The organism is Mesorhizobium sp. M4A.F.Ca.ET.022.05.2.1, from assembly GCF_003998845.1.
In the GTDB taxonomy this organism is placed as follows: Bacteria; Pseudomonadota; Alphaproteobacteria; order Rhizobiales; family Rhizobiaceae; genus Mesorhizobium.
This window is the reverse complement of sequence record NZ_RZOJ01000123.1, coordinates 1-14,842: the sequence shown is the minus strand read 5'-3', so window position 1 is coordinate 14,842 and position 14,842 is coordinate 1. Positions and strand designations below refer to the sequence as shown.

General features: G+C 66.0%; 15 protein-coding genes. 5 read left to right on the top strand and 10 right to left on the bottom strand.

Translation table 11 applies throughout. The annotated features are described in order from the left end of the window. Both EN745_RS15675 and ftsE read right to left on the bottom strand, forming a co-directional pair. A partial coding sequence (locus EN745_RS15675; RefSeq protein ID WP_145992041.1) for an ABC transporter permease occupies window positions 1-911 on the bottom strand: 911 nt, incomplete at its 3' end. Continuing rightward, window positions 904-1,563, bottom strand: coding sequence for a cell division ATP-binding protein FtsE (ftsE, locus tag EN745_RS15670; protein ID WP_023757234.1), 660 nt, complete (start codon window positions 1,561-1,563; stop codon window positions 904-906). The genes EN745_RS15675 and ftsE, both read right to left, overlap by 8 nt. Window positions 1,564-1,758: 195 nt before the next feature. Here ftsE and EN745_RS15665 point away from each other — a divergent pair, with 195 nt between their 5' ends. From EN745_RS15665 to EN745_RS15655, 3 genes are all read left to right on the top strand, one after another. Next, window positions 1,759-2,400 (top strand): hypothetical protein, encoded by a 642-nt coding sequence (locus tag EN745_RS15665; RefSeq protein ID WP_127421706.1) that lies wholly within the window; start codon window positions 1,759-1,761, stop codon window positions 2,398-2,400. Between the two features lie 104 nt (window positions 2,401-2,504). After that, the gene (hpt, locus tag EN745_RS15660; RefSeq protein WP_126058090.1) at window positions 2,505-3,047 is read left to right on the top strand and encodes a hypoxanthine phosphoribosyltransferase; all 543 of its coding nucleotides are present in this window, start codon (window positions 2,505-2,507) and stop codon (window positions 3,045-3,047) included. A 95-nt stretch (window positions 3,048-3,142) separates the two neighbouring features. Beyond that, window positions 3,143-3,514 carry a response regulator gene (locus tag EN745_RS15655; RefSeq protein WP_126058091.1) on the top strand — a complete coding sequence of 124 codons (372 nt, stop codon included), beginning with the start codon at window positions 3,143-3,145 and terminating at the stop codon, window positions 3,512-3,514. Window positions 3,515-3,587: 73 nt separating this feature from the next. Here EN745_RS15655 and EN745_RS15650 read toward each other — a convergent pair whose 3' ends face one another. Further along, on the bottom strand, window positions 3,588-4,538 hold the full coding sequence (locus tag EN745_RS15650) for a DMT family transporter (protein ID WP_126058092.1): 951 nt from the start codon (window positions 4,536-4,538) through the stop codon (window positions 3,588-3,590). Window positions 4,539-4,758: 220 nt separating this feature from the next. On the opposite strand from EN745_RS15650, the gene EN745_RS15645 reads away from it, so the two are divergent. Then, the gene (locus tag EN745_RS15645; RefSeq protein WP_126058093.1) at window positions 4,759-5,637 is read left to right on the top strand and encodes a LysR substrate-binding domain-containing protein; all 879 of its coding nucleotides are present in this window, start codon (window positions 4,759-4,761) and stop codon (window positions 5,635-5,637) included. Between the two features lie 42 nt (window positions 5,638-5,679). Here EN745_RS15645 and EN745_RS15640 read toward each other — a convergent pair whose 3' ends face one another. The 6 genes from EN745_RS15640 to argH all read right to left on the bottom strand — a co-directional run bounded on the left by EN745_RS15640 (window position 5,680) and on the right by argH (window position 12,806). Next, complete coding sequence (locus EN745_RS15640; RefSeq protein ID WP_126058094.1) at window positions 5,680-6,054, bottom strand: glyoxalase superfamily protein; 375 nt, start codon at window positions 6,052-6,054, stop codon at window positions 5,680-5,682. Between the two features lie 28 nt (window positions 6,055-6,082). Then, a complete protein-coding gene (locus EN745_RS15635; protein ID WP_126058095.1) occupies window positions 6,083-8,668 on the bottom strand; it encodes a TIGR02302 family protein in 2,586 nt (861 codons plus the stop codon). Between the two features lie 113 nt (window positions 8,669-8,781). After that, window positions 8,782-9,723, bottom strand: a complete 942-nt coding sequence (locus EN745_RS15630; RefSeq protein ID WP_126058096.1) for a threonine/serine dehydratase — start codon at window positions 9,721-9,723, stop codon at window positions 8,782-8,784. Between the two features lie 67 nt (window positions 9,724-9,790). Next, window positions 9,791-11,059 (bottom strand): diaminopimelate decarboxylase, encoded by a 1,269-nt coding sequence (lysA, locus tag EN745_RS15625; protein ID WP_126058097.1) that lies wholly within the window; start codon window positions 11,057-11,059, stop codon window positions 9,791-9,793. Between the two features lie 51 nt (window positions 11,060-11,110). Then, window positions 11,111-11,317, bottom strand: a complete 207-nt coding sequence (locus EN745_RS15620; protein WP_126058098.1) for a lipoprotein — start codon at window positions 11,315-11,317, stop codon at window positions 11,111-11,113. An 88-nt stretch (window positions 11,318-11,405) separates the two neighbouring features. Next, complete coding sequence (gene argH / locus EN745_RS15615) at window positions 11,406-12,806, bottom strand: argininosuccinate lyase (RefSeq protein WP_127421705.1); 1,401 nt, start codon at window positions 12,804-12,806, stop codon at window positions 11,406-11,408. Window positions 12,807-12,842: 36 nt separating this feature from the next. On the opposite strand from argH, the gene EN745_RS15610 reads away from it, so the two are divergent. Next, window positions 12,843-13,529, top strand: coding sequence for a TlpA disulfide reductase family protein (locus tag EN745_RS15610; protein ID WP_126058100.1), 687 nt, complete (start codon window positions 12,843-12,845; stop codon window positions 13,527-13,529). Here the strand turns inward: EN745_RS15610 and EN745_RS15605 are convergent. Further along, window positions 13,521-14,842, bottom strand: a 1,322-nt coding sequence (locus EN745_RS15605) for an EAL domain-containing protein (protein ID WP_127421704.1), incomplete at its 5' end; no start/stop codon positions are given. The two genes, EN745_RS15610 and EN745_RS15605, sit on opposite strands and share 9 nt — an antisense overlap.

The following is a 14,842-nucleotide window of genomic DNA, read 5'->3' as shown; positions in this document are numbered from 1 at the left end:
ACACCGATCACCAGCACCATCAAGCCGACGCCGAGATAGCCAGCCGAGCCGATGGCGAAATTGCCGAACAGGGCTGTCGCCTGGTCCGCCTGGGGCGTGGCCATGTTGCGCGACGACCACCAGGAAAAGACGATGAAGACCAGGATCGCGGCAGCGCCTCCTGCGGCGGCGCCCTTCATGCCGGTGACCAGGAAATGCCAGCGAAATTCGCGCGCGATGAAGCGCGCCTCGGCACCGACGAAATGCAGCACCTCGATGATATGGCCGTTGCCGGCCATGGCGCCGCGCGTCGCGAACACCACTGTCAGCACCGTCGCCGACAGCATCAGCACCAGTACGGCGATGCCGATGGTCACCGTGGTGCGGGCCATGGCCACGAGCCGGTCGACCCAGGTGCGGTGGTCGTCGAGTGCCGCGCTCGGCAGTTTGGGCGCGATCGCGGCGCGCATCGCCGCAAAGTCGGGCGGGCTGTTCTCGTCGATGGTGACGATCACCAGGCGCGGCACCGGCAATTCGTCGATGTTGAGGCCTGTGCCCAGCCACGGCTCCAGCAAGCGGGCGGTAGCGTCCCGGTCGATGATTTTGGTGCCCTTGACGCCGGGAAATTCGCTGGCGATCTGCGAGGCCTGAGCCAGCGCGGCCTCCATGTCGAGGCCGTCGACCGGCTTGATCTGGATCGTCGCCTCGCGCGAGATCTGGTTTTCCCACACCGAGGCGGTGTCGCGCACCAGGGTCACGGCGCCGAAGGTCAGGCAGGACAGGAAGGTCATGATGGCGATGACCAGCACCAGCGCCCGTCCGGCGATGTTCTGAGCCGGCACGATCGGCGCCATCCTGCGCTGGGCGCGCTGCATCACGCCAGTCATCTCGGCCGGCTGGTCATGGAGATGTTCGGCGGAAAGCTCAGTCATAGATATCCAGCCTTCCGCCGGCGAGGATCATGCGTCGCGCGTCGACCTGCTCCATCAGGCCGAGGTCGTGAGTCGCGATGACCACGGCGGTGCCGAGACGGTTGAGCTCGATAAACAGCCGAAGCAGCCGGCGCGCCAGCGGCGGGTCGACATTGCCGGTCGGTTCGTCGGCGAGCAGGATCTCGGGCTGCTCAATCAGCGCGCGGGCGATCGCGGCGCGCTGCTTCTCGCCGCCGGAGAGCACCGGCGGCAGCACATGCATGCGCTCGCCAAGACCGACCCATTTCAGCAATTCGGTCACGTCGGTGCGGTAGCTCGCCTCCTCGCGCCCGCGCACGCGCAGGGGCAGGGCGACGTTCTCATAGGTGGTCATATGGTCGAGCAGGCGAAAATCCTGGAACACGACGCCGATGCGGCGCCGCAGATGCGGCAGCTCGCTGCGCGAGATGCGCGAGCGGTCCTTGCCGAAGATGGTGATCAGCCCGCGCGTCGGCTTCAGCGACATGAACAGAAGGCGCAGCAGCGTCGTCTTGCCGGCGCCGGAAGGCCCGCTCAGGAACTGGAAGGAGCGCTCCGGTATGTGCAGGGAAATGTCGCGGAGGATTTCCGGACCCATGCCATAGCGGAGGCCGACATTTTCGAAGCGGATCACGTTCGGCGACCTGGAACTTGCGGCGGCGAAACGCCAGCCCTTTCTCTCAAAAGACCATCGGCCCGCATGGTTAACCCTTGGTTAATTTTTGATGCTTTTCGATGCATCACCGGGGTTCCGGTGGGGAAGCGTTAACCATTTGCGTTTACCCAAAAGAAACGAACAGCGAACAGGTGCTTTCAGTACTGGAGCCATATGGCTAAGGATCGAACCGCGCGCCCGGTTTCCGGCGAAATCATGGCCGGGCTGGGGACAAGTGCCGCGCTGCAACCGCGCGGGCCGGTGATCGACATCGTCGATGCCGATTACGAGGTGCTGCCGCGTCTTTCCGCTATGCCGGAAGCGCCGGCGGCGTCGCCTTCCCGCGCGACCGCCACGCCTACCATCGAAGGTATGGACATGCTGCGCAAGCCGGAGGCTGCGACCGAGCGGCAGCCGGCATCGCGCGGCGGACCGCTTTTCTGGATTGCCGGCGTCAGTGCGGCGCTGGCCGCCTTCTGGGTCTCCGGCGGCCATGCGCTGGTTCGTCAATCGCCGTTCTGGAAGGCCGCGCAACCGGCGGCGGTGTTCAGCATATCGGACATCACGTCGCGCATCGACGCGTCGGGGCTGAAACCTGTGTTGTTCGTCGACGGCGAAGCCGCCAATGACGGGGCGCAGGCCGCGCAAATGCCGCCGCTGGAGATCCGCGTCACCGGCAATGACAGCCAGGTCACCCGCTATACACTGGGGACATCCGGCCGCCCGCTGGCGCCCGGCGAAAGATTTGGCTTTTCCAGCCGCCTCGATGTGCCTAGAAACGGCGTGAAGGCCGTGGCGGTCAACTTCGCCGGCTAAGGCGGAACAGCATCGCGCGATCCGGCGCAAAATCAAGAAGTTCTACAGCGCGTTCGCTGGCCTGAAGGTCGCGGTCCTGTAGGCAAAACGCCTGGAGGGCGAAAATGCCAGTTGTGCGCGGCAAGGATATCGAGGTCCTGTTTTCGGCGTCGGCGATCGCCCGCCGCAATCTCGAGCTCGCCAAGGAGATCGCCGGGCGCGACTACCATGACCTCCTGGTGATCTCGGTGCTGAAGGGATCGTTCATCTTCGCCGCCGACCTGATCCGGGCCATGCACGATGTCGGCCTGTCGCCCGAGGTCGAGTTCATCTTCATTTCCAGCTACGGCGCCGGAACCACCAGCGGCGAGGTGAGGGTGCTACGCGACATCGACAACGAGGTCGCCGGCCGTGACGTGCTCCTGATCGACGACATCCTTGAATCCGGCAAGACGCTCTCCTTCACCCGCGACCTCATGCTGTCGCGCGGCGCCAGAAGCTGCGCTATCGCCGTGCTGCTCGACAAGCGCATGCGCCGCCAGACCGCACTCAACGCAGACTATGTCGGCTTCGACTGCCCTGACTATTTCGTCGTCGGCTACGGCATGGACGTCGCGCACGCCTTTCGCGAATTGCCCTTTGTCGGAATCGTCAAGGGCGACGCCTAGGCATCCTCGGGGCCGCTGGAGCGAATTCTGAAAAGGCCTCATCGACGTTTCAAATTTTCAGAAAACGTCAACGTTTCGCCGCCAAGTATCTTGCCATGGCAAAGCTTCTGATCGTCGAGGACGATGAGTCCGTCCGCACTCTCGCCGCCCGCGCGCTCGAACGCGACGGGCACAGCGTGGCCGTCGCCTGCGATGGCGCCCAGGGCCTTTCTCTCATCGAGGCGGCGCGGGGCGGCTATGACCTCGTCGTGTCCGATATCCGCATGCCGGAGATGGACGGCATCGAGATGGCCACCGCGGCGGCGGCGCTGTTCCCGTCGATGAAGATCATGCTGATGACCGGCTATGCCGACCAGCGCGAGCGCGCCGAGGAATTGAACGGCATTATCCTCGACGTCATGCAGAAGCCTTTTACCCTCGCCGAAATCCGCGCCCGCGTCGGACGCGCCCTGAACTGCTTCGCCTGAGGTTCCGCGCCGGAGGCCCGCCCGGCACGATAGTCCAGGAATCGCATTGCGTTCACGTCGCGGTGGTCGGCGATCACGCCGTGTCGCCTGTCGGCACGAGCAACGGCGGAGCTGCTCTTAGCCGCTCGGTGCGGAAGGCAAGCAGGCCGGCGCCAATGATAAGGGTGGCACCCAGCACGGTCGCCGAGTGTGGCACCTCGGCGAAGAACAGGAAGCCCCACAGCGGCGACCAGATGATGCCGGTATATTCAAAAGTGGCGACGCGGTTGGCCTGCGCAAGCCGGTAGGCCTGCGACAGCAGGATCATGCCGGCCGAGGCGACGAAGCCGCAGGCCGCCATCTTGAGAAGGTCGGGCAATGCCGGCCAGATCCAGGGCCGCACCAGGAATTCGAGGCTGGGGTGGACGGCGTGCTCTATCCCGGCAAGCCGGAACAGGCCGGCGACGAGCAGCGCACCGGTCAGGTAGGCGCCGTTCTGGTAGAACGCCATGACGGTGGAGGATTCGGTGTCGCTTATCTTGCGGGCCATCAGCTGCGAGAGGCCGTAGAGGAAGGCGGAGCCGAGCGACAGGAGCGCCGCCCAGTCGAACAGTCCGGCGCCCGGCCGCAGCATGACGAGGACGCCGAGCAGACCGATCAGGACAGTCGCCAGCGTCTGCCAGGAGACCCGTTCGCCAAGATAGGGCCCGGCAAGCGCCATGATGAACAGCGGCGCCATGAAATAGAGCGCCACCGCGTCGGCCAGCGGCAGGGCGGCGATCGCCAGATAATAGGACGTATAGGACGCGAACTGGATGAAGGCGCGCAGCGTCAGCGTGCCGAAGCGCTTCGAGAGCAGGGCTTTCAGCCCGACATCGGCGTGCACGATAACGATCAGGATCGGCAAGGCGACGATAGCGCGGATCGCCATGACCTCGGTAACCGGGTAGAGGCCCGACACCGCCTTGACGAGCGGATCCTGGAGCGAAAACACCAGCACGCCCAGACAAAGGCTCAGGATGCCAAGCACCATCCTGTTCTGCATAGGATTCGGCCCCCCGGTTCGCGCGATCCCAAACCGACGCATGCGGTAAAAAGAACCCGCCACCGTTCCCAGGCAGCGGGTATGAGTGAGGACTCGATTGGTCCGCAGCCGGTTTCAAGGGCTGCATATCCAATGGGTGAGGCGACTATCCTCCGGCGTTTGACATGTTGCAAACGAATTGGAATGATGCCAGCAATCAAAATTGCTTATGGTGGATGCGATGAAGCCGACGCTCGACAGCGATCTCCTGCGCACCTTCGTTGCGGTGGCCGAAACCGGCAATTTCACCAAGGCGGCGGAGCAGGCGGGCCGTACCCAGTCGGCGGTGTCGATGCAGATGAAGAAGCTCGAGAGCATGGTTGGCGACAGCCTGTTCGAGCGCGGCTCGCGCGGCGTGGCGCTGACACGGCGCGGCGGCGAGCTGATCGGCAATGCCAGGCGCATCGTTTCGCTGCTCGACGAGACGGCAGCGTCGATGGCGGCGGCGCCGCTTGGCGGCCCGGTGCGCATCGGCATTCCCGAAGAGTATGGCCATGCCATACTGTCGCGCGCCCTTGGCGCGTTTTCGACGCGCCACCCGAAGGTCGAGGTGACGGTGCGCTACGCGCATTCGGGCGCGCAGACAGCGGCGGTTACCGCCGGCGAGCTCGACCTTGCGGTTGTCTTCGAATGGCAGGATCTCGCGGGCGGCGAGGTGCTGATGCACGACCCGACCGTCTGGGTGACGTCCGAGACGCACCACAGGCACGAGGAGCGGCCGGTGCCGATCGCGCTCTACAGCCGTGACGGCTGGTGCCGCGACTTCGCCATCAAGTCGCTGGAACAGCGCGGCCTTGCCTATCGCGTCGCCTACACCAGCGACACCAATGGCGGCCTCAAGCTCGCCGTCACCTCCGGCCTGGCGATCGCGCCGATCTCGCGCAGCAACATCCCGGCAGGCTGCCGCGAGCTGACCGCCGCCGACGGCTTCGGCGACATCGATTCCTCCAATGTCGTGCTGCACCGCAATCCGCTCGCCGCCGGCGAAGCGATCGACAGCATGGAGAATGCCATCCGCGAGGCGTTCACGCTGACGCCCGGCGCGCTCCTCGACGCCTGACTTGCGCTGCTTCAATCCGGTGGGGCGGTGGCGGCTCCGTTCCTACCCTGGCGGCGTGCTCTCGGAGAAGGTCAGACGGTTGCCGAACGGGTCGTCGACGGTGACCTCTCTCGTTCCCCAGGGCGTCTCTTCCAACCCCGGCCTGGCGTAGCGGTATTTCTTCACCGTCAGCTCCCGATGCAGCGCCGCTATGTCGGCCACTTCGACGCGGATATGGGAGCCCGGCGAACCGTCGCCATGATGCTCGCTCAGATGCAACTCGCAGCCGTCGCGGGCAATGCCGGTGTAAAGCGGCGCACTGTCGTCGAAACGGTGCTCGAACCGCACCTCGAAGCCGAGGAAGCCGAGATAGAATTCATGCGCCTTGGCGACGTCGAATATGCGCAATATCGGAGTGACGGCACCGAGCTTCGGCATGGCGTTGCGACCGTTGGGAAGGGGCGGGCTATTTCAGTTCCAGCAGCCGTTCGAGATAGCTGCGTTCGATGTCGGGGCTGAGCGCGTTGCCGAGCCGCTTCCGGATCGCTTCCAGGATCTGGCGCGCGCGCTGGACATCGATCTCGTCAGGCACCTTCACCGAATTGCCGTCGTCGGGCCCGCGCGTGGCGCGCGGTCGGCCGAGCGGGTCGCGGTCGGCATCCTGCTGGCGGCCGCCCTGCTCGCTGCCGCCCTGGTCGCCCTGCATGGCCTGCAGCTGCTTCATCATGTCCTTGGCGCCACGGCGCAGCGCCTCCAGCGCGCGGCCCTGATGGCCGACGGCCTGGTCGCCGTCGCCTTCGCCGAGCGCCTGCTCGGCATTGCCCATCGACTTGCCGGCATCGCCAAATCCCTCATTGGGCTGCATGCCCATGCCTTCCAGGCCCTTCTTCAACTGCTCGAGGTCGTTTTGCAGCTTGCCCTGGCCTTCCTGCAACTGCTTCAGGGCGTCGGCGAACTCCTGCGGCGTCATCTGCCTCGGACGCGCGAGCGGGTCGCGATCCTCGCCGGGGCCAGGCCTGTCCTCGTCCTGGCCGCCGCCGTTCTCGCCGAGCTGCTCGTCGCGGTTCTCGCCGCGCTGGCGCTGGCCGCGCTGCATCTGGTCCATGCGGAAGGTGTCGTTCATCATCTCCTGCTGGCGCCGCATGATCTCGCCCAGCTTGTCCATCTGCTGGCGCATCTCGCTGTCCTGCTCGCCGCCCTGCTGCTGGCGGCCGGCCTGCAGGTTGTTCATCATGTCCTGCAATTGCGACAGCAACTGCTGGGCGCGGTCGCGATCGCCGGATTTGGCCAGGTTCTCGATCTCGTCCATCATCCTCTCGATGTCGCTCTGGCGCAGTTCCTGGCCGTTCTGCTGCATCTGCGGCGCGTTCGGGTTCTGCTTGGCGCGCTCGGCGAACTCCTGCAGGAACTCGTTCATGGCCTCGCGCAGTTCCTTCATCGCCTTGTCGATCTCTTCGTCGCTGGCGCCCCTGTTGATGGCATCCTGCAGCGCCTGCTGCGCCTGGCGCAGCCGCCGCTCGGCGGCCGACAGATTGCCCTCCTCGATGCCGAGCGCGATTTCCCAGAGATAGGACACGACATTGCGCAGCTGGTCGTCATTGTCGGCCATCTTCAGCCGGCTGCGGGCGCTCATGATCGCGAGGTAGTGCGCCATGTTGTCGAACGTGTCCTCGGGGCGCAGCGTGATGGCATCCATCAGCTCGAGCACGCGCGGCTTCGAATTGGCGTCGAGCCCAAGCATGCGGCGCTGCTCGATCACTGCGCGCGCCAGCGGGTTGGCGAAGGGCCGCTCCGGCATCATCAGCGTCTTGGTCTCGCTGGTCGCGGTGTGGCCGGCGTCGTCGGTAGCGGTGAGCGTCAGCTTGATGCTGCCACCGGACCAGACGTGCTCGGTCAGGTCCTTGCTGGTCTTGGCGGCGTTGCCCTTGCCGCCACGCCGCGGCACCGCCAGCGGCATGTCGGGCGGGCCATAGAGAGGATGCGCGTTGGGTGCCTGCGGGTCGGCGAGCGCGAACTCCGCCTTGGCCGAGGCCGCGCCATAGTCGTCGTCGATCTGGTAGTTGAGCTCGAAGGCGCCGTTAACGGCGCGCTTGGGCTCGCCGGCAAAGCGGATCGCCGGCGGCTTGTCCGGAATTACGGCGAAGGCCCAGTGGCCGAGATCGTCCTCGCCTGATTTCAGCGTCAGCACGCCGTCGCCGGTCAGCTTGCCGGTGAACTGGCGCACTTTTGGCGCTGCTGTCGACACCGGCTTGGCGGCCTGCGGTCCGGCCGGGTCGATGGCGCGGGCATTGCCGTCCTTGTCGGCAAAGCTCAGCGTCTCCTCGCCCGAGCCACCGGTGACGCGCAGCGAGACATCGCTGCCCTGCGGCACGGTGAAGGTGGCGGCCGCCTGGTTGGCGTCGGCGGTGAGGAAGAGCGGCGGCTTGCCGGTATAGGCAGGTGGCGTCACCCAGGCGTCGATGCGCGGCGGAACGGCGTCGCGCGCGGCGCGGGCGACGAAGCCGTCGCTTATCCGGCCGCCTGACGGACCGAAGGAGAAGGCGAAGGCGGTGACCAGGAGCAGCGCCGCGACGGCGCGCAGGCCCCAGCGGTCGCGCTCCGGAACGCGTGCGCGCGGCCGGTCGGCGCCAAGACTGCCCAGCCGTTCAGCCATGCGCTTCTGGTGTTCGCGCCAAAGCGCCTGCGAGAAAATGCTTTCCTGACCGCTCGGGCGGTCGGTCTGCACCTGCACCGGGCTATGCAGCAGTTCATTGGCCGCTTCGATGCGCCGGTCGATCTCGGCTGCCGTCGGCAAGCGGAAGACGCTCAGCGGGTAGAGCGCTGCGAGGGCGGCTATGGCGAAGACAATCAGCACGCCGATGCGCGCGACGTCGGGCAGAAGCGGGAACAGGCCGAGCCAGGAGATGCTGAGGAACAGGCCGGCAAGGATGAGCAGCGGCAAAAGCAGCGGCCAGCCACGCTCGACCACCATGGAGGACCGCGTCGCCAGCCGGCTCAGGGCAAGACGCCCGGCCAGGCCACGATTGCCGCTGGAAGTGGGTCGTTGCGTCATCGGCCTTCCTGTCCGGGCGGGATGGCCCGAACCTCAGGACTAGAAGTGTACCAGCAAACACGGCAAAGGCGAGGCGGGTTCCAAAAACGTGAACCGTTCTTTCCGCTTTATGGTCAGAATTTTGCGGGGTCGGTGTTGGAGCCGCAGACCAGAACCGCGATGCGCTCGCCCGGCGAGGGCTGGTAGCGGCCGGAGAGCACCGCCGCGAAGGCCGCGGCACCGCCCGGCTCGGAAATGATTCGCACCCGGTCCCAGAGCGCCTTCTGCGCGGCGACGATGTCATCGTCGCTGATCAGGAGCGAACGCTCGACATAGGCCTCGGCGATCGGGAACATCATCTCTCCCACGCGCTTGGGTGCCAGAGAATCGGCGGCTATGCCTTCGGCTGGCGCATCGACTGGCCGGCCTGCCTCGAAGGCGCGATAAAGCGTCGGCGCGCCCTCCGGCTCGACGGCGATGATCCTGATGCGACCGGCGAACCAGGCGGCGATGCCGCCGATCAGGCCGCCGCCGCCGACGGCGACCAGCAGCGTGTCTATTTCCGGCAGATCGGCCTCGATCTCGAGGCCGAGTGTGCCTTGCCCGACCAGCGTTTCCTCCTGGTTGAAGGCATGGATCTGCAGTGCGCCGGTGCTTGCGGCAAAGTCCTCGCTGGCGGCCAGCGCCTCGGCATAGCGCGCGCCGCCGACGACCAGTTCGGCGCCATAGCCGCGAATGCGCGCAAGCTTGGCCGGCGGGCTTACCTCGGGAACGAAGATGGTGGCCTTGTGACCGAGCCGCATGGCGGCATAGGCGACCGCCGCGCCGTGATTGCCGCCAGACGCGGCGACCACGCCGGCCGCGGGCACTGAACGCTCCAGCAGGTTGGTAAAGGCGCCGCGCGCCTTGAACGAACCCGAATGCTGCAGGCATTCGAGCTTGAGGCCGACGGCGAGAGGCGCCTTGCCGAAATCGGCCATGTCGACGCGCAGCACCGGCGTGTGGCGGACGTATGGCCGGATGCGCGGCTCCGTCGCGGCGATGCGTTCGCGGGTGATGGTGCTGGGGTTGCTCATAATTCGCTTCCTAACCGTGCCGGCTGTTGTGCACACCAGCCAGGATGAAACTCGTGGCGCCGCCTGTCTACCTCAGCCACTCCGGGATCGAATCCAGTCCGATCAATTCGTCATAGGTCTGGCGCGGGCGCACGACATGAAAACGGTCGCCGTCGACCAGCACTTCCGGCACAAGCAGCCGGGTGTTGTAGGTGCCGGCCTGCACCGCGCCATAGGCGCCGGCAGTGGCGACGGCGATGAGATCGCCGGCCTTCAGCCGCGGCAGGTCTCGATCGAGGCCCAGGAAGTCGCCGGTCTCGCAGACCTGGCCGACCACGTCGACCGTCATGCGCGGCGCTGCCGCCGGCTGCTGCAGTACGGGGCGGATGTCGTGGAAGGCATCGTAAAGCGTCGGCCGGATCAGGTCGTTCATGGCGGCGTCGACGACGAGGAAGTTCTTGGCGTCGCCTTCCTTCACGAAGATGACCTCGGAGACCAGGATGCCGGCATTGCCGACGATCAGCCGGCCCGGCTCGAACATCACCTTCAGGCCGAGCTTGGTGACGTGCTTCCTGACGATCTCGGCATAGGCGTCGGGCAGCGGCGGCGGACTGTTGTCGACGCGGTAGGGGATGCCGAGACCGCCGCCGAGATCGACATGCTCGATGGAATGGCCGTCGGCGCGCAGCGCGCCGACCAGTTCGACGAGCAGCGCGAAGGCGTCGTCGAAAGGCTGCAGCTCGGTGATCTGGCTGCCGATATGGGTGTCGATGCCGGTGACCCTGATGCCGGGCAGTTCCGCGGCGCGGGCATAGACTTGTCGCGCCCTTTGCCATGCAATGCCGAACTTGTTTTCGGCCTTGCCGGTGGAGATCTTCTTGTGCGTCCTGGCGTCGACGTCCGGATTGATGCGCAGCGAGACCGGCGCGACCTTTCCGAGCGCAGTGGCGCGGGCCGAGAGCAGTTCAAGCTCCGGCTCGGATTCGACGTTGAAGCAGAGGATGCCGGCCGAAAGCGCGAAATCCATCTCACGCGCGGTCTTGCCGACGCCCGAAAACAGAATCTTGCCGGCCGGGATGCCGGCGGCAAGCGCCCGGCGCAATTCGCCTTCCGACACCACGTCGGCGCCGGCGCCTTGCCTCGCCAGGGTCTTCAGCACCGCCTGGTTGGAGTTCGCCTTCATGGCGTAGCAGACCAGCGTGTCGAGCCCGGCGAAAGCCTCCTTGAAGACACGGAAATGCCTGGTCAGCGTCGCCGTCGAATAGCAGTAGAAGGGCGTGCCGACCTGTGCCGCGATGTCAGGTATGGCGACGTCCTCGGCATGCAGCACGCCGTCGCGATAGTCGAAATGGTTCACGAGAGTGGTTCCGGAAGTTGAAGCACGATGAGATCGGTGATCTCACCGACTCTAGAGCAGTGGGTCGAGGATGAACTTCTTGTCCTCGACCGGTTTTTCCGGCTCCGGCGGCACGGGCTGATGCGCCTTCTCGGCATCCTTGCGCGCCTGCACGGCCGCCTCGTAAGGCGTGTCGAGGCCGGTCCTTCGGCCGCAGGCCGTGACGGTAGCCACCGCCGCGAGCAGCGCGAGCGTCACCAAAATCCTGCTTGCGGTCATCGATCCCATCCGTCGGAGAAAATTCGTCGCCTGCTTCTAGCGAAAATTTATGGCCTTTGCACCCCGGCAAATCGGGCGGTCGCCCGGCTCACGCTTTGGCAAGCCGCTTTTTCCAATAGCGGATCTGCTTGCGCACCTCCGATGGCGCCGTGCCGCCGAAGCTTGTGCGGCTCTTCACCGAGTTCTGCACGGCAAGCACGGAGAAGAGGCCCTCGGTGATACCGGGATGGATCGACTGCAGATCCTCGAGTGAAAGCTTCCCCAGCCCGACCTTCTTGTCCTCGGCCAGCGCCACGGCGCGGCCGGTGACGTGATGCGCCTCGCGGAAGGGCAGGCCGAGCGTGCGCACCAGCCAATCAGCAAGATCGGTCGCGGTCGCGTGGCCCGAGCCGGCGGCCTTCTTCATGGCGGCGGCATTGACGGTCATGTCGCGCACCATGCCGGTCATCGCCGCCAGCATCAGGTCGAGCGTCTCGGCGGCGTCGAAGACCGATTCCTTGTCTTCCTGCATGTCCTTGCCATAGGTCAGTGGCATGCCCTTCATCACCGTCAAAAGGCCGACGAGATGGCCGTTGACGCGCCCGGTCTTGCCGCGCACCAGCTCGGCGGCGTCGGGGTTCTTCTTCTGCGGCATGATCGAGGAGCCGGTGGAGAATGAGTCCGACAGCCGGACGAAGCCGAATTGTGGCGTCGACCAGATGATGATCTCCTCGGCGAGCCGCGACAGGTGGGTGGCGCAGATCGCCGCAACAGCAAGGAACTCCAGCGCGAAATCGCGGTCGGAAACGCTGTCGAGCGAATTGCGCATCGGCTCGCGGAAGCCGAGTGCCTTCGCCGTCTGGTGGCGGTCGATGGCGAAGCTGGTGCCGGCAAGGGCCGCCGCGCCGAGCGGGCTCTCGTCCATCCGCTCGATGGCGTCGCGGACGCGCGACAGGTCGCGCGAGAACATCTCGACATAGGCCATGCAGTGGTGGCCGAAGGTCACCGGCTGCGCCGCCTGCATGTGGGTGAAGCCCGGCATCACCGTCGCCGCATGCTCCTCGGCGCGCTCGAGGAAGGCCGCGATCAGCCCTTTCAGCGCCTCGGCGACGCGGAAGCACTCGTCCTTGACCCAGAGCCTCAAATCCACCGCTACCTGGTCGTTGCGCGAACGGGCGGTGTGCAGGCGGCCGGCGGCGGGGCCGATGAGGTCGGCAAGACGCGCCTCGACATTCATGTGGATGTCTTCCAGCCTGGTCGAGAATTCGAATGTGCCGGCCTCGATCTCTTTCAGGATCGTGTTCAGCCCGTGAGCGATTTTATCTTGATCGGCCGCCGAAATAATGCCCGTTTCAGCCAACATCTCGCTGTGGGCGATCGAACCTCTTATGTCCTGCGCATAGAGTTTGCGGTCGAACGAGATCGACGCGTTGATCGCTTCCATGATCGCGGCCGGACCCGAGGCAAAACGTCCGCCCCACATCTGGTTGCTGGCCTTCTTGTCGCTCATCGCTATAACCCGTGCTCCGGAGCAGTTTTGAAGAAAATGGCAGACCGCAAACAATTATTCCCGGCCCCACGCCTCATCCTCGCCGCCTTGGTGGCAGGCGTGCTGGCGGGCGCGGTCGCGGTATATGTCAGCGAGAGCGGTTCTGGCAACAATGCTGCCGCCGATGTCGCCGCAACCAGCGGCAAGGACGATGCCGCCTGCGCGGCCAAAGCCGAGCGCGCCAAAAAGGTCGCAGCGAAGGCGACAGGCCAGGTCGCGGCGCTATTGCCGGCCGATCCGCCGCAGTCGTTGAAAAGCCTCGCCTTCAACGGTCCGGACGGCAAGCCGATGACGCTCGCCGACCATGCCGGCAGGACGCTGCTGCTCAACCTGTGGGCGACATGGTGCGCGCCGTGCCGCGCCGAGATGCCGGCACTCGACGCGCTGCAGAAGGAGATGGGCAGCGACCGCTTCCAGGTCGTCGCGGTCAATGTCGACACCGGCGACGACACCAAGCCGAAGAAGTTCCTCAGCGACATCGGCGTCGCAACGCTCGGCTACTACCGGGATCCGACGTTGGCGTTGTTCAACGACGTCAAGACGCGCGGCCTGGCGCTCGGTCTGCCGGTCACCATGCTGATCGACGGCGAGGGCTGCCTGATCGCGCATATGAACGGCCCGGCCGAATGGTCGGGAGCGGATGCCAGGCGGCTGGTCGAAGCCGCGCTCGGCCCCTCAAGCTGAGCGCAGGGCGGCCGCCGGTTCCAGCATCAGGATGCTGCCGCCGCCGCGTGAGACGGGGGCGTCGTCATCTGCCGCAGGCGCCCTCGCGCCGGTCAGTTCGCCGAACGCCTCGATCGGACCAGGCCTGCCGAGGTAGAAACCCTGCCCGATCTCGCAGTCCTCGGCATCGAGGAACCTGAGCTCGCCCAGCGTCTCGACGCCTTCGGCGAGCACCGGCAAGCCAAGGCCACGGCCAAGTCCCAGCACGGCGCGCACGATGGCCGCCACCTGACCGTTCCTGTCGACCGACTTGATGAAGGAGCCATCGATCTTGATCTTGTCGAAGGGGAAGGCGCGCAGGTTGGAGAGCGAGGAATAGCCGGTGCCGAAGTCGTCCATGGCGACGCGGACGCCGAGCGCCTTGACCTGCCGCAAGGTGGCCAGCGCTCGCGGCATGTCCTTGACCAGCGCCGTCTCGGTGATCTCGAGTTCGAGCCTGCCGGGCGCCAGGCCGGACCGCAACAGCACCTCATGCACCTTGCGGCTGAAGTTCGGATTGTGCAGCTGCACGGCCGAGACATTGACGGCGACCATCAGCGGGTTCTTCCAGCGGGCGGCTTCCTCGCAGGCGGCCGAAAGCACCCATTCGCCGATCTGGATGATGGCGCCGCTGTCCTCGGCCACCGGGATGAAGACGGCAGGCGAGATGTCGCCATGTTCGGGATGGTGCCAGCGGATCAGCGCCTCGAAGCCGATCATCCTGCCGGTGCTGATCTCCTTCTGCGGCTGGTAGACGAGCCGGAATTCGCCGCGCGCCACCGCCTGGCGCAGATCGTGCTCCATCACTCGCCGGTCGCGCGCCTCGGCGCCCATCGAGGCCTCGAAGTAACGATAGGTGTCCTTGCCCTCCGCCTTGGCGCGGTAGAGCGCGGTGTCGGCGTGGCTGACGAGGGCCGCCTGCTCATCGGCGTCCAGCGGGTAGAGGGCGATGCCGATGCTGGCCGACACAAGGCCGCCGCCCGGCGACAGCCGGTTCTCCTCGCGTATGGCGGCCAGGACCGCCTCGGCGATACGGCCGGCCGCCTGTGGGTCGGGGAGGTTGGGCGCGATGATGGCGAATTCATCGCCGCCGAGGCGGGCCAGCATCTGCCCGTGGCGAAGTTTGCTCGAGGCGCATTGCGCCACCTTCTGCAGCATCGCGTCGCCGGCGGCATGGCCGAACAGATCGTTGACTTCCTTGAACCGGTCGAGGTCGAGCAGCATGAGCGCGAGCTGACCGTCCTTGCCGCCGCGGCCCGCCGCGGCGATCTCGGCTTCCAGCCGGCTGTTGAAGC